Origin of the sequence: Prevotella sp. BV3P1 (assembly GCF_000479005.1) — a bacterium.
Lineage (GTDB): Bacteria > Bacteroidota > Bacteroidia > Bacteroidales > Bacteroidaceae > Prevotella.
Genome location: NZ_AWXC01000021.1, coordinates 62,022 through 83,937 on the forward strand (window position 1 = coordinate 62,022; position 21,916 = coordinate 83,937).

A 21,916-nucleotide genomic window follows, 5' to 3' on the forward strand; every position below is an offset into this window, starting at 1 on the left:
TTTTTAGATTCTACTTATTGTTAGCTATTCATATGATAGTTCCAGTCGCTGACGACATCATCCACTATGTTCTTCCCCGAAAAGAAAGTTGCCCACGTCAAAGGATCGATGGAATACATAAGATTGCTGAATGTGCAGCAAAACTCACAGATGTACTCAATCTGCTGGAGGCGCATATTTATATCAACGATATGTGAGAGTAGCTTATTGGCGAGTGTCAGACGCTCGTAACGGTCAAGGAAGTTGTAACCATCACCTTTGCCTAAGTGGGCGTTCTTCAAAAATGCAGAAATCTTATCATTGCTCTTCCCACTGGTAAATGCAGAAATGTCGATCTTACCATTATTGACAATATCCACGAAATCTTCTATCAAGCCGACTACCTCCGCCTGGATATTAACAATCTCATTGAGACTGTTGATGTAATTGATACCGGGGCATCTGCCTATGGCTTTGACAGCTCTTGCTGTATTGCCTGGCACCTGAATAAACTGCTCTGCCATCTGTCTGTAATAAGCCGATTCCTCGCCAAAACCACTAATATTCTGCATAGATATACGGTAGAGTTCCTTGATGGATGCCATCGAAGCAGTATAGGACATAATCTTGTCTTGTTTGGAACGGATAGAGTCCAGCTGGGCATTATGTTTATTTTCTATAAGTGTCTGAAAGGCTGTATTGGCACCAACGGCAGCGATAGCGTTCTTATCAAACACCACTTTGACCCAGGCATTGGCAGAATTGACCGAGAACAACATGATTGCCATGACAATCATCAGTTTTTTTATCTTTCCCATAAGCTCATTATGTTTTGATGTTTATTGACCAGTACGGCAAAATCAAAGTAACGTCCTATCTTCATCTTCTTGCGATCTTCCTCAATATGTGTGATGGCTTGCTCGATGTTGTTATCAAAGGCACGCTCATAGATTTTTAAAGCCTCTTTCTCTACTCGCTCGGTGGTGAATGCCCAATACCATTCAGGGGGAACTTCCACAGAATACACGTCTGAATACTGGCCACGAGCAATCCATACCTCCTTATGATAAGGGATGCCTTCTTTGGGTGGTAAGGCATTGACCGTAAAGATCTGTTGCCTCTGCACATCGGTCAAACCGAGGATTGCGGATATATCACTGTAACGGTCTTTGAACTTGCTCTGATCCAAGAGTATCTTCACATCAGAGTTGTTGATAATTGCCTCTTTTACAATGGGCGAGTCTATCACGTCATTCAACTCTTGTGTTACAACTCCTGCAATACCATTGAATTTACGAACCGTTTTATAAAGATATTTTATATACCCAGCCATAGTCGGGGAAGAAATAGCCTTCCATGCTTCTTCAATGATAAGTGCCTTTCGCCCCTTTTTAAGACGCATCTTCTGTAGGAATACGTCCATAATAATCAGTACAACTATAGGGAAGAGAATAGGGTCATCCTTAATTTTGTCTATCTCGAAAACGATGAATTTCTCATCGAAGAGTGACTTGTCGAGGTCGTTGTTAAGGGTGTGCTCCAACTCTCCGCCGATGTAAAATTGCTCCAATATGGCAGCGAAGTTGTCTATATCAAAGTCAATCTTCTTCTCTGTCATGATTTGAGGGATGCGTTCCAGCGCAAACTCATAGTAGGTGTTGAATGATAGATTTTTGACATTCAGTTTCTTACGCTGCTTTTCTATCTTGTCTATCTTCTTCTCAATGCGCATGAGATATTTGCCTTCTATCAGTTCTGGCATTAAGCGTACAAGCTGACGATTGGCGTTGACCTTTTCACCATCTGTGGCCGCATTGTCACTGATTACACCACGCAGTTTGTTTACTAGTCGCTCTATCTTGACATGATGGTCTTTCTCTTCTTTGGTAAACTCTAATTCTTCCGATTCTTTGTTTGTTTTCTCATCATCATTATTACCAGCAACGGAAGTGGTTGTTTCTTTTACCTCCAGTTCACTAATGGTATAGTCATCGCCATATTTCTCCTCCAGTTTCTCTTCATAACGCTCATACTCGCCATTCTTCTTGTCTTCGAGCATCAAGCGTTCACGCAATTTCTCACGATCCCTCTCGGAGAACTTCTCAAAGGGGTTGAAGTATTCGTCGTAATACTCCACGAGGGTCTGATTGATAATTTTATCCTCGATCTTTGTAGGCTCCTCATTGCCCTTAAAGATGAGGAAGATAAGGGATTTGAGAAACTGCTTTTTCTCTCCGAAGTTTAGGTTGTACTCTTCTGGAGTAATGCTAAAGGGATTCATCGAGATTGGCTTTTCCTTGCTATAGGCTATATAGGTTCCATGAAAATAATGGCTGATGCCTTCATAACTATCACCAGTGTCAATCATCACGACATCGGTATCTTGCATAAGGAGTTGAGCAACAACGGAGTTCATGTGGAAACTCTTACCGCTTCCACTTGGACCGAGACAAAAGAAGTTGGCATTGTCGGTGTATTTGACCTTACCTTCCTTACCAGTAATATCAATGGAAACAGGGATGCCCTGGCGATCGGTGTAGAACACATTGAGCCTTGATTCCTCACTATGCTTCATGTGCTCTTTGTACATCAGGCAGAGGGCAGAGTTGGCGAGCGTCAGGAATAGGTCGTAATCATGATTGAAGGCATAGCCATTGCCAGGAAAGCTGCACGTGAAGAGCTCCAGCTGATTGTAGCAGGCCTTTGAAGGCATGATGCCACAGTCGTATAGCTTGGTTTCCAAATATGAGGTAACACCATTGACCTTAGCAAGAGGACAAGATGTGATAATGTTGAAGTTGGTATAGACGAGCAACTGGCTTTCTTTGGCAAGGAGGTCTAACACAAGGTCGATGTCGGCCTTGGCAATCTTGTTGCTTGGGTCAGGCATGGAGTCGTGTCTCTTTGCTTTCCCTTGCAGTTTCCGCATCAGCGGACGCTGTTGTGGTATCTGTATGACCTGATTGTAGATTACACAGTCGGTAAATGGTATATCAGCGAGAAACGATAATAGGTCGGTAGCTATGTTGAAACCGTTTACTGCCATCGTGTTGAATGGACAAATAAAGGTGGGCAGGTCTATCGTGTCGATATTGACAAGCGAAAACGACTTAATGGCACGGTCACCTGTCTTGATGTACTCATCCGTAACATTCATGTTGTTCAACGAGAATGGATGCGGTTTGAAGTCGAAGGCAAGGAAGCGGTGGACGTACTCGGCCACTTCTTTCTTGTTCAATTTATAGTATGGGATGCCCTTTTCGGCTAAGATATTGATGACCTTGCCGATTTTTGAGTGAAAGTCGAGCCATGCCTTCGGATCATACTTCACAAAGGAGCTTTGTTTGACTTCCTGGGTGATAATAAGGAAAGTACGAATGTTGGTGTATTCGCGCCCTTTGAAATACTTAAAATACGACTGATACAAGAAGCTCATATCATCGGTAATTTCATGCTCATAGCCTTGTCTGCAAAACACATCCTGCTTTTGCAGACAGTAGCCTTCACCCAAAGTCTGAATGATATTGCTTAGAATATCTGCATAGCCATAGTACAAGGCGGAGTCCGTGCAGTACTGTTGCACAGGGTTTTCTATTTCGATAATAACAGACCAATTGCCATTCTTCGAGAAAAGAACAGTATTCATCAGGTCGCCACGAGCATCCTTGATGTCTTCGAGTTCTGCGTATAGTTTGTCAAATGGGCGTTCTTTCTTCTTTGCCATCTATATTTGCATATTTTGGGTGTATCTTAGGACTATCAATAATCAAATAAACCAGTGTAATGTATAAGACCCTTATAACGTTTCTTGGCGTGCAAGCCGAGTTTCTGCTTAATAAAAATGGTAATGATACCAGTACCAGCGATAGCAACCAAAGCAATCAGTCCTGTAAAGAATCCCATCAAGATATTGAATACCAAAAAGCCAATAAACCCACAGAGAAAGGTGGCAGCAGCATAATAGATGAATTTGCCACGGATTCCCATGAACTCTAAGGGTTTTTGAAGTCCTTTGAATACTGGAAAACTAATGATCTCTTCCATAGATAAGATTCTTTAAGTTAGCGTGATATACACCGATAAGAGGATTTTGCAATCCTAATATCGGGTATATCTTGCCTATTCTTACTTGAAAAACATTGGGAGAGCGGTAGCCATGGCAACCATTGCGACGCAACCGCCGATTGTCATCATGATGGTCTTCTTTACATCCTGATCGCCGTTCTGCATCTTGAAGTACACATTGAACGCACCTACCAGTGCAATCACCGCAGCGATAGCATACATGAGATTCTTGACAGGAGTGGCATAGCTTTGAATTTCGGTTGTAGCAGAAGCAAATCCTTTTCCACCTACACTTTGTGCAAAGGTCTGAACGCCATACATGGCACCGAGAACGAAGGCAGCGAAGCCACGCTTGCATGAGCCATTGACTCTTTCTAATCCTTTCTTTACTGATTTGAAAACTTGCTTTAATTGAAACATGTAAATTTAAATCTTTATAATATTTCGAATTAAAGTACCGTACAAAGAAGCCTTTCGGTAATTTCCCATACAACAGGAAACTGCACAGGACGGCTTTGAACCTATCGTGTATTTAAAAATGATAACGCTATAGACCAGCAGGTGTAAAGGCCGACTTGATGACAAAGAAGTCGGAACCTTCCTCGGTGTTTTCCAAAGAATCAACAAGATTAGGCAATTGGTCTGCCTCTATCCCTCCAGTCATGGTGGCTGGCTCATCAGGATTGGGTATGGCAGACTTTTGAGAGAAGGCAGAACCGTTTTCCTCCGCTGACTTTCCTTCGGTAGCTTTGGCTTGCATTTTCTTTTGTTCGGCAATCTTTCGGTCTTCATTGGCATCGTATTGGGTAAAACTTCCTAATTCGTCTTTGATGTCTACTTCCTGCTCCTCGACGTGGGCAGCAACGACTATCTCACCTGACTTGTCAAAGTACAGATCATGAATGATGTTATATCCATAATAGCCTATATACCCGATAATGATAACGGTCATGAATGTTCCAAACATAGACGCAAATAAGTTTTATGTTTCTTTGTTTTTTGCAAAATTTCAAAGTTCAAATAAAGTTCTTTGCAAAAACGATTACAAAAGTATGGCTTTGGAACCAAAACACAATAATACTTGTGTCTTTTATAACTATCAAGGGAAAGAAACTGACTTGTTGATTGCTTTTTCAGTGATTAAATGGCTTTATTATCCACATAGTGTAACAAAAAAGATACGGACAACACTTTTTATGCTGTCCGTATCTATCATTAGCTGGTTCTGTGGATTAGGCTTGTTGTTGTTCCTTCACCACCTCCCATGGACGGTTTGAAGGGTAATAGCTGCCATTCTTCTCCGTGTAGCGTGCATTGTATTTCACATCCACCACATCGCCAACATGAAGGTCGTATTTGTTGATGTTCTCTTCACCGAAGGTTTCAAGCACCCAATGTTCAGGGTATTGCTGCCCTTGCTCCTCGACCACCCACTGTTGGGATGCCCACTTACCTCTCTGACTTTCGCCAGTTTTGGTCTCGCCTATTGCGATGACCTTTCCTTTACATTGTGACATAATTTTTTTGTTTTAAGTTAATCTTTTAATCATGAATGTTCTTTTTTTTAAGCTCGGTGAAAATATCTTCTTCTGCATCACCGTTTTCCGTAACAAAGTCTAATGGATAATATGTTATGTAGGGGAGTTGTATATTAAATCCTATTTTCTGTGCTTCCGTCTCGATATTGGCATGACGGCGTGTCTCATCATCAATATAAACATCCATCCCATTATGCTCAACTTCATATCTGCATCTTTTCAGGCGGTCTCGCATATGGTATTTCTGTTTGTTGGGGAACAGCTTGATTTTTGTCTTCTGGTTGAGTCCGAAGACGGCTCTTGCTCGCTCTTTCTTGATGAGACGCACCCTTGTTTCGGACATTATCTTGAGGGTCTTCTCACGGCTACGTTTTTGAAAGCCTTTTGTAACAGCATCGTTGATGGTAGAGTGTACCGAAGAAACGGATATGTTCAGCTTGTCCGCAATCGTCCGATAGGAGCTGCTTTCGCTCATTCTAAGAATATTAGCCTCCAAGGAAGAAAATATCTTGCGCTTGGCGCACTCTTTCTTTAATCCCAGTTCACGAGCCTTGATTTTAACAGAAGGGATTGATACATTAAGGGTATCTGCTAACTTGCGATTGCTCGCATGTGCATAGTTCTCGACCAAGAAGTTAATCTTGTCGGTGTTCCATATGGTTGCAATTCTACTCATAGTGTTTATTCTTTTCGATATACTTATTAAGCACACTGTCTTTCTTAGCTGGAGGCAAAGGCAGGCTTTCAGTCTCTTTGTAAAGCTGCTGCCCTTGTTCGTATAGTCTTTGGCCTGTTGATTTGACTTGCTCATCAATGAAGCCAATCCATGTGATGCAAGCAATGACCGCAATCAAGAGCCATTTCGAACATTTGGAAATAGCATTTCTGCCAAGTTTCTGAAAATACTCTTTAAGCATACCGGTGTTATAACAGAGGCTTACCTGTAACCTTGTATTGACTAAACTCCTTCTTGTAATACAGCACAAAACTATGAAGGATGGCGTTGACGATGGTTTGGGTGGAGTAGCCACCGACCGCATATTTACGGAATGTGGCAAGAATATCCTTGTTAACTTTGCAAAGGGTCATATTGCCACCTTTCCCTACTACTTTGGGCAAGTTGTCTTCTTCTGCACACTGGGTACAGAAGGCTGTCCAAAGCTCATCACCATCTACCATTGTCGGAGCAGGAGCCTGGGATAAAACAGGCTGTTTCTGCCTTTTAGCCTTTTTCGGGGCTACTGGTGTAGGAGGTGGCGCTGTTGGTGTTGCAATTTCAATACTCTCTTCTTGTGAAGTTGAAACTTCCTTTTGTCCATGAATATCCTGGAGCATCCCTTCCAACGTTCCTGGCAACTGCATCATATTCGATGCAGAGTCGGTTATATCTGATTTATACTTAGTCATTGTCATCTATGTTATATATGGTTTTGTAAATGAAATCGAAGCAACGTTTGGTGTGTTTTGCCACCTTGTCATTGTTGCCGATGGTATTGTAACGTTCCAAATCAGCATAACTACCGATACGAGGGGCAAGAATACCGAACTTCTGGAAATACTCATCCACAATCTTCCATGCTTTCAGCTCGCTACTTTTTCCAACTCGCACATCGTACTTGTTGCAGACGAAGATGAATTGTGCTTTGATTTGTGGGTGAGTCTGACGCAAACGGAATACCGCAAGGATAAAGGCACGAGTGGAATCTATCGTGTTGAGATCGTAGTGATAGGGGCAAATGATGTAATCGGCATTGATCAAGAGCTGGAGCATACCGTCTTGTGTCAAACTACCTGGGGTATCAATCACCGTCGTACCTGGCAGTGTGCGCAAATTCTGCATGATGGTGCGGGTACTATCAGTACTTTTAATGGTCATAGACTGAACTACATAAGGTACATCTGTCTGTCTGCGCAAATCGTCTTTACGGCGACCGGAGAAAGTCTGTTGTGGGTCAGCATCAATAACAAGTAATGGCACTTCTTTCTCAACGGAGAGATAGTTTGCGAATAAACCGCATAAGGTTGTCTTACCGACTCCGCCTTTTTGGTTTGCAAAAAGGACGATTCTGTTTTCTTGTTGTTCCATCGTCAGTCCTCCTAATTGATTTTGGTAAAACCTTCTTCTGGTACATAGCCTATACTGATTGATATGTCAGAAGGAAGTATTTCGACGTTCAAAGTCTGGTCACGAATAACTTTTTCATCTTTGTACACCGTGGCACGGACACTTACTTTACCCTCCTGTCTGTCAGAGTTAGTAAGAATAAGTGAGGCAGAAAAAGACGAATAAGAGCCTTTGATTTGAGCAGATGCCGTAGAGAATGGACTTTTCTCATAATGCTGCTCCCAAATCATATTCACGTCCTTACCTGTCGAGGTGTGAATATCCTTACCCTTGCCTTTCAAGTCCCAGGCATTAAAGGAAAGGAACGGATTGAATTTGGCATAAGTGCCTGACATGGAGATCTCCATTCTGAGGACAGAGTTTGCTGCATCAATAGCTTCAATACCGTCATCGGAGCCGTTAGAACCACACGAGGTAAAGGACACTGGCAAAGATAGACTCGCTACCATTGCTGCAATCAAAAAATAATGTTTCTTCATTTTTATCATATTTAAATACACGTTACTAAACTATGCACCCACTTAGGGCGTGATTGTTGCGGTTTTAAAGAAAACCTGCTAAAACAACAATCTCCATAGTTTGGTAGGTCACTTGGGTAAATACCCATTGGAGAGGGACCCCATAACATGTAATTCGCTCACAACAGTACAAGTCTGCCTTGACACCCGAACAAAGGGGGAGAGCAATTAATATGATGTTGCAAAGATAGAAAAAGTCTGCCAATGTTGCAAGAAAAAAGGCATAATTTTTTGTTTTACATAAAATCAAATTTCTTGTTTGGCAAACTTTATGCTTGTTTGGAAAGTATATGTTTTGTTTTTATGCTTATTTGTTATTTTGCATTTATGTTAAGTTATCTTGCATAAAAGCATAAATGATGTTTTTATACAATATAAGCAAAAGGGGGAGGCAGATAGAATGCCTCCCTTTTTTAACCTTATCGACGAAGTCCTGCTCCATATTGAAATTCCAAACCTTGCTCAAAACGATCCGTGAAGTATGTGATCTCTCGTCGGGGGAGTCCTGTATCCTCTGCCATATTCTCCCAATACTTCATGTTCCTTGTTATGTCCAAGATAACGCCTCTTGCAGTTGTCTCATCCAGCATATAAAGCTCATGAGCATTGTAAAGGTGATTGAGGGAGCTATCATTTGTATTGGTATCAATAAGCAAAGCCTGAAACATACTGTTTGTTGGGTTCATGTCGTAGGCAGGGGATAACTCCCAGCCGTCTTTTCCAAGCAAGAAGGCATGATTTCTAAAGTGGTCGTCGGTATTGCCAATGCAGATATTGAAGGCAACTCGCCTGTATAATTCTTCCAAGTTAGCCTCTATATGGTTGCCACCGCCTGAAATGATAAAGTCCACTATATCCAAATAGCCTTTGCCATTCCTTTGTCCGTCGCCGTCAGTAAGGCCGAGGACAGTGAGCGAGGACGCCATATGGATTCTCTTGTTGTCTTCGGTTCTGTCAAATCGCTTAGATAGAAGTATGTCCTGGCCTGTGCCAGCTTTGATGACTTGTGTTTCTGCCACGGTGATGCCACACTCCTTAGCCATCAGGTGGGCAAAGTGTTCCCATCGAGATACGTTGATGTCGTCATTGATGGAAGGGAATTTGGCAAGATAAAGCTGACCGCCACTTTGCACACAAGCCTTCGGACGTGCGCCTCCCATCGAGGAACCAGGCTGAAAGAGTCGTTGTACCCATTTCTTTTCAGGCTCCAAATGCTTGTATTCGCTTTTCTCAATCTCCTTGGCTGCTTGCAAAAGTTCGTCAATGTGTATGATGGGTGGAACACTGTAACCGGGGGTAGAACTGATAAAAGTACCGTCTGCTGGGTCTTGGAAGCGGAAGCCACCCATACGCATCTCATCTTCCACACCTTTGAGATAGTCCCAATCAGATAAGGTGTGGCTTGCTTTCCCTTCTGTTTCCAGTGATGTACGGAGGTCTATCAGTCGCCGTCCCCATCTGTCAGGAAGTGCATCAGAGAAACAACCGAATATGTGATTGCCTTGGCTATATTGCACACCAGTATAAGGACGGAGATCTTGTCCCAAGTCAATTTTGGGGTAGGCTTTGAGCCAGTTCTTATCAAACTCAAAGGAGAACACGTCAGAGCCTCTTAGGTATTCATATCCAAGGGTACCCACTTTTTCTTCTTTATCCATCCAGTCAAAACTGGCTATAACATCTAACTTTTCCATGTGTTATCTTTTTGAAGCTCGTTTCTTATTCTTGATTCCCAAGTCCTGTATCATGTGTCCTAACTCATCGTCTTTAGCCAAATGAAGAATGTCATCTTCGAGTTGCAGGGCATTGAGTACTCGCATTAGCACACCGACAGACACTGTAGGCTCACCCTTCTCCAAACGTGAGAGGGTAAGCCTTGTACATTGCGCACGTTGTGCCACTTGGTCCATTGTAAGGTCTCGACGTAATCGGGCAAGGCGAAACTGCTCGCCCACCACGTTTAACTTCTCTTGTAATGCTCTGGTCATCCAGTTAGCTTTAGTAAACTTTGTCATAATGTATCTTTTATGGTGCAAAGATACAATAATATGTTTAGTTTATATTACTTTATTCTGGTATTTTTTATTTTTTGCTTAATCCTCTTCTGTTTCCACAGGTTTTTTTATATTCGTATAATGGACTCCTGAAGGATTGCCTCCGAAGCACCAGAGGATGATTAAATTTTCATCCTCATTTCGAGGTGTTACTTTTGTACCATCTTTTAATGTAATTTCAACCCAGTCATCTTTCCCATGCTTGATGTATGCAACTTCTTCTTTTCTAAAGGTTATTGCATTAATACAGAAAATACCTTTTAGTGCATTTCTAAGAAGACCATATTGAATACTCCCCAAATCGCATATGTGAAGGAAGGGGCGCGAAAACCTCTTAATAATACTGTCAGGTAAAATATCTTCCATTTCTCTGATAGAATTAACTTCATATCTTTTAGTAAGATATTCTTTGACTTTATTTTTGTCGAACGGAATTATGTTTTCTCTCACATACTCTTCGGCTTGTTCCTTATTATCGAATATTTTATAAGCCCCATCTAGTCTATAAAACTCGTCTTCTCCACTAAAAGAATATAAATATAGGTTATTATTATCATCAAAGATGACATCTGCCTCTTCAATATCACCAATTTTGGTTACTAAAATTTTATTTTCTTTGCGCATAACTATTTATTTTTTACAATTCTAACTGAACGTGAAAGTGATATTCTCGACACAAGCAACTTATCTGCCTGATTGCGTTTAGCAATTTGTTATTACGTCCATAACTTCATCAAAATCCAATTCACTCATAAAGTCGAGCACTTCGTTTAGAATCTCTTCGTTAATAGATATCTCTTCTTGTTTTAGTCGTGTATAAAATTCTTTTCGTGTCATATTTTTTTCTTTGGTTAAATTTATATTGCTATTGCCTTGGATATTAAAGCTGCACAAAGCGATTCACAGAGCACCTTGCTCATGTTCACCTCTACAGCGTTGCCAATGTACTTCTTCTGTTCTGCTTGTGTCCCGACGAGAATATAACTGTCAGGAAAGCCCATTATGCGTTTGAGTTCACCGATGTTAAGCATCCGCATTTTTATATCAATAATGCCGTACATAGCCATAAACTCCTTAATCCTGACGGTCATTTCACTGTCATTGTCGAAAATCCTGATACCGACTCCATGTTCTGTTGTAACAAGATAGGGAGGCATCTTATCCATCCTGGCAATCAACGTAAAACATGGCTTGTTCACATCACCTCCTGCCGAGTTGAACTGTGGGTTCATCAGGAAGCAATCTACCACTTTCTGATTGGGTGTTGTCAGCACGGCAGGGCAAGGAACTTCAATACTTGACAGTTGGCCGCCGCAAGAATATTCATTAGCAAGAAATCTACTTGAAACAAGTCCCAGCCTATCTTTTGTAGTAGGTGTTGGACATGGGGCATCAACGGAACGGTTTCCACCATTACCGTAGTAAGCAGTTACAAAGCAATGATGGTCTTTTGTTGTGATGGTACCTGCAGGTGCGTCTATTGATTGGTTCTTGGAGTACGGATCTCCGCTGAAAGCCTTGGATATAAAACAGACATTGGCAATGCCCAGACGATTTTGGCAAGCGACCGTTGGGCAAGGTTCGTCTACTCCTGGGGCCACATACCTGCCTCTTTGGTTCATTGAGTTGTATTTAATCAAGAAGGCATCTTTTCCTCCTGCCACAAACTTGATAAGACCGGCATAGATTCTATTCAAGGTCTTTTCGCACAAGGCTTTTTTCCTGTCAAAGATACTTTGTCCGGAATCATTCATATCAAGAACTTCCCTAGCAGGCTTCCATTTATTGTATATATGGAATATTCCATCATCACCATCCTTTGAGTAAGTCGGTATAGGAAAAGCTATTGGCAGTCCTATCTTTGCAAATTGACCGAAAAACCTTTTGCGTGAGGTGTAAGCCCCGAAGTCGGCAGCATTTAGTAAACGCCAGTCATAATGATAGCCATAAGACATAATCTTATTGCACCAGCGGACAAAACTGCGTCCTTTCAACCTTGAAATTGGATGACCTTTATCATCCATATCTCCCCAACTCATGAACTCCTCTACATTCTCAATTTGTATGTAGTCTGGGGTGAGTTGCTCGATATAGCGAAAAAGATGTTCCGCAAGTGTCCGACTGTCTGCGTCACGAGGCTGTCCTCCCTTGGCCTTGGAGAAATTGGTACATTCCAACGAGGCCCATAACACCACCAGTGCATCAGGATATTTTTGTCTCATTCGGTTCAAGTGGGCAAGCAAGCCTGTCAGGTCAAGAGTGCGGATATCTTCCCTAAAATGAAGGGTGTCGGGGTGGTTTGCCTGATGAGAGAGGATTGCATTAAGATCATGGTTGACACAGGCAATCACTCTTGCGCATTTCTGACCGTCCAATGTTGCCTTTTCAACGCCGGTAGAAGTTCCTCCGGCACCGCAAAACAGGTCAATATAGAGTAATCTTATATTATTCATTGCTATGTTCTTTCAAAAATTGTATATATTACTTCATAAATGCCATCCAAACAGTTGTACTGCTGCGTCTGGTCGTGTGCCCGAAGAGGGGCTCGCATCCTATCACATCAATGATTTTACGAATAGGTATCTGCACCTCATTCCACTTGAAGATGAGTGTGCCATTGGGTTTGAGCACCCTCATACACTCCTTGGACAGGCATCTGACTCCCTTCTTTCTCAAACAATATACCAAGTTATACCTTCTTTTGATAAGTTTATTCATCCTTGTTGCGGTCTGACGTGAATATGGTTGCTAAAGCATAAGTTATATCGCTAATTCACTTTTTTTGTTTATTCTTTTAGTAATGATAGTTATGACACCAGCAACGATAGCCAATAGTGACATAGTATCTGAAAACTGCTGCCAAGAATTTATTCTGCATTTAGTAGTATGGAACTGATAATTCCTTTTTTTTCTAATCTGGAGCCATTCTACTAAATTTATTGATTTAAAGAATTTCTTCATGCCTCATACCTTCATTAAATCTCGTATCTTATTCTTGTTAAACCAATAGGTTGCGCCTATCTTCCTGATGGCAGGATCAATTTTACCAGTTTTTACAAGACGGCATACGGTAGGTACACTGCAATGCAAATATTTGGCAAGGTTCTTATACCCTGACACCCATACGTCTTCATCAAACAACTGTTCTGATGATGTTTCATAGCTGCCTTGGTATTCTTTCAAAAGACTAACGAAATCCTTAACGGATAGCTCTGCCAATGGGGTTTTCAAGAATGATTCTGATAATTCCATATTTTACACTTTAATACGTTTAGACATAATGATGACCTTTGGTTTGGAAGGTCACTTGTCGTTTCGAAAATGTATTAAAGGCTGTCGGGAAGAAAACTATCTACCAAATCGACAAATGTATTAAAGTGCATCGTAACGACATTGCAAATATAATAAAAATTATTTCATAATGCGTGTTTTGAGCTATGCTTTTATTGATCAAACTGTTTCATATATTCAGATTTTACCTCGTCGGCTATATCGATATAGGGTTTCATGGCCTTATAATCACTATGACCTGTCCACTTCATTATTACACTGGGCGGTATTCCTTTTGCCAATGCGGTGCAAATGAAAGTACGTCGTCCACAGTGTGTACCTATAAGTTCGTATTTGGGGTGTACTTCGTCAACTCGCTTATTTCCCTCATAGTGGGTTGATTTGATAGATCCATCTATGCCTGCCAACTTACAAAGTGTATGCAGGTGTTTGTTCATCTTTTGATTACTTACTACCGGCAAAACCTTCTTGTTAGGAAAATGTATTTCTGCGTACTTATCCAGTATAGCTTGTGCCTTCGAATTGATTTCTATGAGAAGACGATCAGAGGTCTTGACGGTTACAATCTCTATCTTTCCATTATGTATATCATCCCATGTAAGGTTGCAAGCGTCCGAGTAACGTAGGCCAGTGTAGCAAGTGAAGAGAAATACATCACGTACAGGACCGAGGGCTACATACTTGTCAGGTATTTGAAATGTTTCAAGCGTATTCAGTTCTTCTGCTGTCAAGAACACAACACGTTTGGTCGTATTTTTCAACTTTGGCTTGTAGTATTCAAATGTATGGTTTGTATGATAGCCTTTCTCGTAGCACCAGCGCAAAAACCACCGCAAGAAACCAAGTTGCTTGTTGATGGTACTGTTTTTCATACCTTTTTTGCCAAGATAGTCAATAAAGTTCGCTATGCCATCTTCATCAAACTTGTCAAAGGTGAGCTTTTTGTCGAAAGTAAATAGATGATTCCGAAGTGCAGCAAATTTTTCATAGGTTGCAGAAGTCCAATCATTCAGTTTTCCATTAACTTTGACAAATTCATCAAAATACTTCCAGAAACCCTTATCTTTTGTTCCGTTCCTTTTTTTATCTACTTGTTGAACGGTTAGAGTACTATCTTTTTTCTTGCTCTGTTGTGCGGTTTGTGTGTGAGAGGAACGTTGTTTTGTGAAAGAATTGCGAAGTTCTGGCACCGTCGGTACTACATTTAGAAGTTCATATTCTCGAAATACTGCTATCATATCTGTCAACATCTGAGAAAGCTGATCGTTTAGATCAGTAGCCATGACAACATTAGAGTTCAAAGGTAATACACGCTGTTGCACATCATCCCAATACTCCTTGTTCAAAACGATTCCTGTCTGAAAATCCACCCTGCAACCATTGTACGAAACACGCATACGAAGTCTGCTTCCAGCATTACGCTGGTTTTGAATAGAGTATTTTATCGTTCGCTTGATGATCATATCTGATAACTTTTATTTCAAAGTTAATCAAATACATCATCTTTTACCTATCTTTTGACCCACTTTTTGGCTGTAAAATGGTTTTGTAAAAATTTTTTTTTGAATAATTGGGCGAGTTATATTAGTGAAGGAATTTTTGAACTCCTTTTCTTGACCCACCGCTTGACCCACTTTTTGAGGCGGATTATTGGAACTAACACTATCAATCGAACAATATATTTTCAAAACATATTAACAAGGAGTTGATTTTCAAGATGTTTTGATATTATTTGATAATGATGTTAAATGATTTTGTTTTATAGTCTTTATCCCTCTCTCTCCGCTTCGCATAGCGAGCCAAGTCCCTAAGTTATAACAACTTAGGGACTTTTTGTTTGGTTGTTATTTTATTTTGCCCCACTTTTTGCCCCGGTTTTTGCCCCGGTTTTTGCCCCACTTTTTTCTCCGAAGAATAATTCAGAATGAAATATTTTTTATTTGTTGTAAAGTATTTTCATAATTCACATATTACTGATAATTAAAGATTTACAGTTTTATTAGAAGGGCGGAATCGAACCTTTGTTTCAAATTATATCATTTTTGCCGTTTTGGTGTCTAAAACTGAAATGTTAAAATCGTTTTTTCCGTGTATTGCGGCAATGCTCGCAACACTTTTTACAACAGCCCTAAGTCTTACAGCCCAATGCCGTGAATTTGAAGCCGCTGCCATGACAGCCGCTTCTGTTCAGCCATTTACAAAACACACTGGCGTAAGTTTTGGTCGAGCAACCAATACCCTTATTCCTACACCTATTTGCCCCTTGTGGAGCCAGTGTTCCTCCAGGCATCAGTTTGCACATTGTCATTCACGCTATGCGGAAAGCATACTGTCGTCATACTTTCACTACGCTCTGAATGAGGATGTGCGACTTTTTCCTGACTTCGTCACTCAAAAATATCCATTTTGTAATTGATTGATAAACAACATTTTGTATCTTTGCATACCCTAATTTTGGGGTACGCAAAAGATTTTTTAACTATGTTTGTCAAAAGAAAGAAGAATCGGTCTGGAACAACAAGCATTGTTGTTGCAGAAAAAACAAAGGGCATTTATAAAAAAATTGATTACTATTGGTGTCGCCAAAGATTCAAACGAAATAGAAAGTCTTGTAAATGCAGGTCATGAATGGATTTCCAAAGAAGAATGTCGCCGTCATCCTCAGCTCGATTTGTATGGTGAGGAACGTGAGGCCTGCGACCGTGAGCGTGAAGAAGTCCGCCGTGTCCTGTCCAATGTCAGCAATATCTTTCTCAACGGATGCGACTTGATATTGGACCGCACGTTTGACAGGATTGGTTTCAATCGTATTGACGATGATGTATTCCGCAAGCTTGTAAAGGCTCGTTTGGCATATCCAACAAGTAAGGCTGCCACGGTGGAATACCTGAAAAACCACTTTGACGAAGATGTGGATCTCTCAAAAATCTATCGTTATCTTGACAAGCTTAGCGACCATCAGCACGAAATTGTACAGGATATAAGCGTGCAACATACAGCTAAACTGTTCGGTGGAAATATCGGTGTGTTATTCTATGATGTTACCACACTTTACTTTGAAGCGGATTATGAGGACGAATTACGCAAGACAGGTTTCTCGAAAGAGGGACGTCACAGTAATCCTCAAATCATACTTGGACTGCTTGTCAGTCTTGGTGGCTATCCGCTTGCCTATTGCATCCATGAGGGCAACAAATATGAAGGTCACACGATGTTGCCGACAATAAATGAGTTTGTTAGTAAATACGGTTTGGAGAACTTCGTTGTGGTGGCAGACTCCGGTCTGATGAACAATGCCAACATAGCAGAACTTGAATTGCAAGGCTACAAGTATATAATAGGTGCGAAGATAAAGAATGAAAGTCAGGAAGTCAAGAACTGGATACTGGAACAGCCCAAGCGCGACTGCCAGATGGTTGAATATAACAAAGGAGGCGGACGCCGTCTCCTGGTTGGCTATACAGATGACCGTGCAAAGAAAGATGCCTATAACCGGGAAAAGGGTATACGCAGGCTGGAAAAGGCTTACAAGCATGGTGCGCTCACGAAAGGCAATATTAACAAAAGAGGCTATAATAAGTTTTTATCGATGGATGGCGAAGTGAGAGTCGCCATCAACTATGACCGTGTTGCCGACGACTCCAAATGGGATGGTCTTAAAGGATATCTCACCAATACGGATATACCAATACAGGATGTATACACGGCATATCACAACCTTTGGCATGTGGAACGGGCTTTCCGCATAGCCAAATCAAAGATAGAAATACGTCCCATGTTCCATTTTACACGCAAAAGAATCGAAGCCCATATATGTATCTGTTTCGTGGCTTTGAAAGTATACAAGGAATTGGAGCGTATGTTGAAAGTCTCAGAGATTAAGATGAGCATAGACAAGGTGCTTACATTGGCAAAGACCATTACAACGATGCAAATCAAGCTACCTCTGAACAAGGAGGTTTATACGCAGCCTATGCTGATGGCAAGACATCAGAGAATAGCTAAACTCTTTGACGAAGATTTTTGGGGTACGCAATGACGAAGTCAGGAGACTTTATCCGAGCGTTTTGGAAAAGTACTCCAAAAGCGCCAGTCTATTTCCATCAACCGTCAGGATGTTTCTACATCCATCAATACCCAAATGGCCAGTCTCATTCCGCCGAGCAAGATTAGCGGACTCACCCAAGGAATGTTTGTCGGCTCTGTTTCCGATAACTTCAACGAGCGTATCGAGCAGAAGATATTCCATGCCGAGATAGTAGTTGATACCGAAAAGTTGAAACGGGAGGAAAGTCGTTATCAGAAACTCCCCATCATCAACGATTTCTTGGATGCGGATGGCAACGACTGCATGAAGCAGACCATACAGGACAACTACAACCAAATCAAGGAGGATGTCAAGCAGATAGTCAAGGATGAGCTGGGGCGTATCGCCAACGATGAGAATTTGAAGCACTTGATACAAAAGGCATAAATGCGCTTTTCACAGTTGAATATAAATAGGTTTGTCCTATTGCTTTTTCCGCGAGTGCCAAGAATAATAGTTAAAAATGATTATAATATAGATAATAATTAGTTATCAATTTTGATAATCGAAATATTTATCGTAATTTTGCACACAAATAAAAATAACATGGCTGAATAATATATATGAACATAACAAGTGAAGACGAGGCTTTGTTGGAACTGTTCGAAAATGGAAAGACATCTGACAAGAAGTATAAAAGACTTCCTGTAGCCGCAATCAAGGGTTATGTTAAGGCTGTCAACAAAATGAGAGCTGCAACAAGAATTGAAGACATTATGCGTGATCATGGCTTGCGCTACGAAAGATTGCATGGAAACAGAAAAGATCAAGAATCCGTAAGATGCAATGATGTCTGGCGATTGATTTTCCAAAGCTCTCCTGCCGATGGCAGTATTATCATTACCGAAATAGAATTAATTGAAATATCACATCATTATGACTAAGTTTAGTTTCAATCAGGCAGTCCCATTTGAGGCAACTCATGTGGGCGAGGTGATTAAGGACGAATTGTCTGCTCGTAATATGAAGCAGAGCGAATTGTCCGAACTCACTGGCATACAGAAATCCATTCTGAATGATGTCATAAAAGGTAAACGTTCTCTGACACCTGAAATGGCATTGTTGTTGGAAAACGCTCTCGGCATTTCTGCGACATATTTCATGAACATCCAGACGCAATACGAATTGGATTGCGCCAAACAGAGCGAAAGGGTTGTGTTGCAGACTAAAATGCTTGAGATTTGGAATGTACTCAAAGACCAAGTATCAATTCCCTTTTTCAGAAAAGTCGGTATCGTTAGAGGAAACATCATCGAGGATGTAAAACGCATCTTCGAGGTCTTTTCCGTGGATAACTTGGATGATTTCTTTGGTTTGAAGGCAGAAGAAATGGAACTTTCTTATTACCGCAAGTCAGAAAAGGTGAAAACCAATCCCGTGGACATTCTGTCTTGGAAATATTATTGCTATCATCTCTCTAAAAATGATGATTCAACTTTATGCACATTTGACAAGGGGGCAGATACAGAGATGCTGGCAAGAGAGCTGAACAATGTGTTTAAAGAAAACAAGAATACGGTGAACAAAACCCAAGAGGTTCTTAACAAGTATGGCATTCGTTTTCTTGTAGTCAATAAGGTTGGGCAAGTTCCTGTTGATGGAATGTCCTTTTGGATAGGAGATACACCAACGATTGTCATCACTGAGAGAATAGCTTCCATTGACAATTTTGCTTTCACCACTTTACATGAGGTCGGTCATGTATTCAAGCACATTACCCAAAATGGTAAGGCAATGATTAATCTCATGGAGGACAAGAAGAACATCGAGGAGTCTGAGGCTGACGAGTTTGCTTTAAATGCGGCCCTACCAAATGCGGAGTGGAAAAAGTTCATGGCAAGGACTCGTGATGTTGTACCTTATAAAATAGCACCATATATTCAGACAGAAGCAGAAAAACATAATGTCAATCCACAACTTCTGTTCGGACGCTATAAGCATGATATAGGTATATACAAGATAAAGAATTTCTTTGAAACGAAAATTCTATAACGATTCACAAAGCACCATTGGTTACACATTTCATAGCCAATGGTGCTTTGCATTTTCATCTCCTCTCTCTCCGCTTAAAAAATTTGAGAAAGCCTTTAAGTTTCAATAACTTAAAGGCTTTTTTAATGCTCTTAGTTTTTCTTTGACCCACTTTTTGACCCACTTTTTGACCCACTTTTTTCTCCGAAGAAAAATTCTGCATGAAATATTTTTTATTTGGTGTAAAGTATTTTTATAATTCACATATTACTGATAATTAAAGATTTACAGTTTTATTAGAAGGGCGGAATCGAACCTTTGTTTCAAATTATATCATTTTTGCCGTTTTTGTGTCAAAAACTGAAATGTTAAAATCGTTTTTTCCGTGTACTGCGGCCATGCTCGCAACACTTTTTACAACAGCCCTAAGTCTTACAGCCCAATGCCGTGAATTTGAAGACGCTGCCATGACAGCCGCTTCTGTTCGGCCATTTACAAAACACACTGACGTAAGTTTTGGTCGAGCAACCAATACCCTTATTCCTACACCTATTTGCCCCTTGTGGAGCCAGTGTTCCTCCAGGCATCAGTTTGCACATTGTCATTCACGCTATGCGGAAAGCATACTGTCGTCATACTTTCACTACGCTCAGAATGAGGATGTGCGACTTTTTGCCTTGCGGAACACCTGCTCCACAAGAAACCCTTAAAACAGTCTGTGCTGTTTTAATTCCACGAAAAACACGGTTGCCGCTCATACTGAATCATCAACAGAGTTTTTCGTGCGACTTCGGGAGAGCGGTAAGGTCAATGTCTTATTGTAGTGCCTTATCAGGCAATCCTTACTTGTTCCCCTATGTCTGCACTTTATGCCTTATGTATGTTGTCGTTTACACTCCTGCCGTCACTGTCTGGATTTAATTTTACTAAGCAAAGGTAGCAAGTCCTGTCAGAACGCCGAAGTACCGCTGCGCTATTTTGGAATATTCTTATGGCAGCCTTCCACAAATCATAGATTTGGGTTTTCCATAATAATCTACCAAAATTATTTCGCTTATCTGCCTTACGGGCTTGCTTACCTCACGCAAGTAAAATTTGAAATCCCGACAGCGATGCTGCAAAACAGCAGAACGAAAGGGAAACGTATCATCATAAACATCGAGAATATGGCAAACTGGGCAACAACAAGCTATCGTATTGAGGGTAGCAAGAGCGATCTAAAAAGAGTGTTCAACGTGATTGACGGCTTTATGACAGCAAAGCGGAAGCCAACCAGCGTAACGACTTCCAAGGATTGGGAGGGGAACGTCTTCGAAGCTTTGGGTGCGACGGAAGAGCAGTTATCAAAGAACTATCTCCGAGGCTTCATCATAAGGGAAGGAGAAACATCTATTTGGCGTACAGTACACATGGTAGTTAACGTTATAGATACAGTGCAGAGAGAAAAATTAAACTTTTCTACACCAAAACGAGAGTTCTTCAAACACGTTTTGTAATTTTGCACTTGCTGGTTGACTCTATGCATCGGTTTCTGCCGCGACGTGGCTCATGCAGAGCATCTCAAGGTGCGCCAAAGCTATGCCGGGGAAATCAAGAGACTTAAGCTTGTGCAGCGTTTCCGTGGCAGGAAGAACAGTTCAACCAAGGTAAGGAAAGCCGATCGTCGGATGCGCACCATCGCCGGAAAGCTGTTGCGCGAACTGGTTCGGAATTTGCCCCCTGAGAACTCTTACCAAGAACGTATTGAAGTCTGTTAACGGCGAGAGAATGGACGGTCACAAGATCTACTCCCTTCATGAGCCGGACGTGTTGTGCATCAGCAAGGGGAAGGACCACAAGAAATACGAGTTCGGCCATAAAGTTTCCCTTGTCAGACTGTGGAATGGTCTCATTGTCGGTGCATTATCTTTCCGCAATGAATACGACGGTCATACGATAGACAAGGCAATGGAGCAGGTCGGCAGGGTCTATGGCAGGAAAATCAAAAGACTTGCGAGGGACAGAGGGTATCGCGGGCAGGAAATGTGCGGAGAGATGAACATCATGATACCCGGTGTTCCCAAGGCAAGCTACTCGCCACACACGAAAAAGAAAAAACAAAGGTTCTTCCGCAAGAGAGCAGGAATAGAACCTGTCATAGGGCACTGCAAGGCAGATCATCGATTGGGGAGGAACTTCTACAAGGGTCTCTTGGGTGATGCCATCAATGTGATGCTCGCTGCGGCTGCATTCAACTTCAAAAGAGCCATGCGGCTTCTTTTGTGCCTTATTCGAACCATGATAAAATG

23 protein-coding genes and 2 pseudogenes are annotated in these 21,916 nt (G+C 41.3%); 7 read left to right on the plus strand and 18 right to left on the minus strand.

Going from position 1 to position 21,916, the window contains the following annotated elements:
- Window positions 1-20 precede the first annotated feature (20 nt).
- From HMPREF1254_RS04355 to HMPREF1254_RS04440, 18 genes are all read right to left on the minus strand, one after another.
- Window positions 21-797: a hypothetical protein gene (locus HMPREF1254_RS04355; protein ID WP_023057387.1), complete on the minus strand. Its 777-nt coding sequence runs from the start codon at window positions 795-797 to the stop codon at window positions 21-23.
- Window positions 785-3,703, minus strand: a complete 2,919-nt coding sequence (locus HMPREF1254_RS04360) for a TraG family conjugative transposon ATPase (RefSeq protein WP_023057404.1) — start codon at window positions 3,701-3,703, stop codon at window positions 785-787. The genes HMPREF1254_RS04355 and HMPREF1254_RS04360 overlap by 13 nt, the downstream gene beginning before the upstream one ends.
- Before the next feature lie 35 nt (window positions 3,704-3,738).
- Window positions 3,739-4,023 carry a DUF4133 domain-containing protein gene (locus HMPREF1254_RS04365; protein WP_023057395.1) on the minus strand — a complete coding sequence of 95 codons (285 nt, stop codon included), beginning with the start codon at window positions 4,021-4,023 and terminating at the stop codon, window positions 3,739-3,741.
- A gap of 81 nt (window positions 4,024-4,104) precedes the next feature.
- The gene (locus HMPREF1254_RS04370) at window positions 4,105-4,464 is read right to left on the minus strand and encodes a DUF4134 domain-containing protein (RefSeq protein ID WP_023057457.1); all 360 of its coding nucleotides are present in this window, start codon (window positions 4,462-4,464) and stop codon (window positions 4,105-4,107) included.
- A gap of 127 nt (window positions 4,465-4,591) precedes the next feature.
- On the minus strand, window positions 4,592-5,011 hold the full coding sequence (locus HMPREF1254_RS04375; RefSeq protein ID WP_023057391.1) for a hypothetical protein: 420 nt from the start codon (window positions 5,009-5,011) through the stop codon (window positions 4,592-4,594).
- A gap of 265 nt (window positions 5,012-5,276) precedes the next feature.
- Window positions 5,277-5,561: a DUF3127 domain-containing protein gene (locus HMPREF1254_RS04380; RefSeq protein ID WP_023057394.1), complete on the minus strand. Its 285-nt coding sequence runs from the start codon at window positions 5,559-5,561 to the stop codon at window positions 5,277-5,279.
- A 25-nt stretch (window positions 5,562-5,586) separates the two neighbouring features.
- Window positions 5,587-6,258 (minus strand): hypothetical protein, encoded by a 672-nt coding sequence (locus HMPREF1254_RS04385; protein ID WP_023057448.1) that lies wholly within the window; start codon window positions 6,256-6,258, stop codon window positions 5,587-5,589.
- Window positions 6,251-6,499 carry a hypothetical protein gene (locus tag HMPREF1254_RS04390; protein WP_023057444.1) on the minus strand — a complete coding sequence of 83 codons (249 nt, stop codon included), beginning with the start codon at window positions 6,497-6,499 and terminating at the stop codon, window positions 6,251-6,253. Before HMPREF1254_RS04390 ends, HMPREF1254_RS04385 begins: the two co-directional genes overlap by 8 nt.
- A 7-nt stretch (window positions 6,500-6,506) precedes the next feature.
- Window positions 6,507-6,989 (minus strand): hypothetical protein, encoded by a 483-nt coding sequence (locus HMPREF1254_RS04395; RefSeq protein ID WP_036891003.1) that lies wholly within the window; start codon window positions 6,987-6,989, stop codon window positions 6,507-6,509.
- Window positions 6,982-7,668 (minus strand): ParA family protein, encoded by a 687-nt coding sequence (locus HMPREF1254_RS04400; RefSeq protein ID WP_023057437.1) that lies wholly within the window; start codon window positions 7,666-7,668, stop codon window positions 6,982-6,984. The genes HMPREF1254_RS04395 and HMPREF1254_RS04400 overlap by 8 nt, the downstream gene beginning before the upstream one ends.
- A gap of 11 nt (window positions 7,669-7,679) precedes the next feature.
- Entirely contained in the window at window positions 7,680-8,156 is a 477-nt protein-coding gene (locus tag HMPREF1254_RS04405) for a hypothetical protein (protein ID WP_231385799.1), read from the minus strand.
- A gap of 488 nt (window positions 8,157-8,644) precedes the next feature.
- Window positions 8,645-9,919 (minus strand): type II toxin-antitoxin system HipA family toxin, encoded by a 1,275-nt coding sequence (locus HMPREF1254_RS04410; protein WP_036891005.1) that lies wholly within the window; start codon window positions 9,917-9,919, stop codon window positions 8,645-8,647.
- A gap of 3 nt (window positions 9,920-9,922) precedes the next feature.
- Entirely contained in the window at window positions 9,923-10,240 is a 318-nt protein-coding gene (locus HMPREF1254_RS04415; protein WP_036891007.1) for a helix-turn-helix domain-containing protein, read from the minus strand.
- A gap of 78 nt (window positions 10,241-10,318) precedes the next feature.
- Entirely contained in the window at window positions 10,319-10,903 is a 585-nt protein-coding gene (locus HMPREF1254_RS04420; protein WP_023057408.1) for a hypothetical protein, read from the minus strand.
- A 233-nt stretch (window positions 10,904-11,136) separates the two neighbouring features.
- The gene (locus HMPREF1254_RS04425; protein WP_023057435.1) at window positions 11,137-12,732 is read right to left on the minus strand and encodes a DNA cytosine methyltransferase; all 1,596 of its coding nucleotides are present in this window, start codon (window positions 12,730-12,732) and stop codon (window positions 11,137-11,139) included.
- 28 nt (window positions 12,733-12,760) lie between these two features.
- Entirely contained in the window at window positions 12,761-12,997 is a 237-nt protein-coding gene (locus HMPREF1254_RS11675) for a hypothetical protein (RefSeq protein WP_196806287.1), read from the minus strand.
- A 246-nt stretch (window positions 12,998-13,243) separates the two neighbouring features.
- Window positions 13,244-13,531, minus strand: coding sequence for a DUF3853 family protein (locus tag HMPREF1254_RS04435; RefSeq protein ID WP_023057426.1), 288 nt, complete (start codon window positions 13,529-13,531; stop codon window positions 13,244-13,246).
- Between the two features lie 191 nt (window positions 13,532-13,722).
- Window positions 13,723-15,033, minus strand: a complete 1,311-nt coding sequence (locus HMPREF1254_RS04440) for a site-specific integrase (protein ID WP_023057454.1) — start codon at window positions 15,031-15,033, stop codon at window positions 13,723-13,725.
- Window positions 15,034-16,051: 1,018 nt separating this feature from the next.
- Here HMPREF1254_RS04440 and HMPREF1254_RS04445 point away from each other — a divergent pair.
- The 7 genes and pseudogenes from HMPREF1254_RS04445 to HMPREF1254_RS04470 form a co-directional block, all read left to right on the plus strand.
- Window positions 16,052-17,609, plus strand: a pseudogene (locus HMPREF1254_RS04445) (IS1634 family transposase).
- A 9-nt stretch (window positions 17,610-17,618) separates the two neighbouring features.
- A pseudogene (locus tag HMPREF1254_RS04450) lies at window positions 17,619-18,044 on the plus strand (TraM recognition domain-containing protein); the annotation flags it as partial.
- Between the two features lie 176 nt (window positions 18,045-18,220).
- A complete protein-coding gene (locus tag HMPREF1254_RS04455) occupies window positions 18,221-18,541 on the plus strand; it encodes a type II toxin-antitoxin system RelE/ParE family toxin (RefSeq protein ID WP_023057434.1) in 321 nt (106 codons plus the stop codon).
- Entirely contained in the window at window positions 18,534-19,649 is a 1,116-nt protein-coding gene (locus HMPREF1254_RS04460) for a HigA family addiction module antitoxin (RefSeq protein ID WP_023057405.1), read from the plus strand. Before HMPREF1254_RS04455 ends, HMPREF1254_RS04460 begins: the two co-directional genes overlap by 8 nt.
- A 1,145-nt stretch (window positions 19,650-20,794) precedes the next feature.
- Window positions 20,795-21,124: a hypothetical protein gene (locus tag HMPREF1254_RS12455; RefSeq protein WP_196806288.1), complete on the plus strand. Its 330-nt coding sequence runs from the start codon at window positions 20,795-20,797 to the stop codon at window positions 21,122-21,124.
- Window positions 21,125-21,139: 15 nt separating this feature from the next.
- Complete coding sequence (locus HMPREF1254_RS12280; RefSeq protein WP_036880770.1) at window positions 21,140-21,385, plus strand: hypothetical protein; 246 nt, start codon at window positions 21,140-21,142, stop codon at window positions 21,383-21,385.
- Between the two features lie 10 nt (window positions 21,386-21,395).
- The coding region (locus HMPREF1254_RS04470) for a transposase (RefSeq protein ID WP_231385801.1) at window positions 21,396-21,916 on the plus strand (521 nt) is incomplete at its 3' end.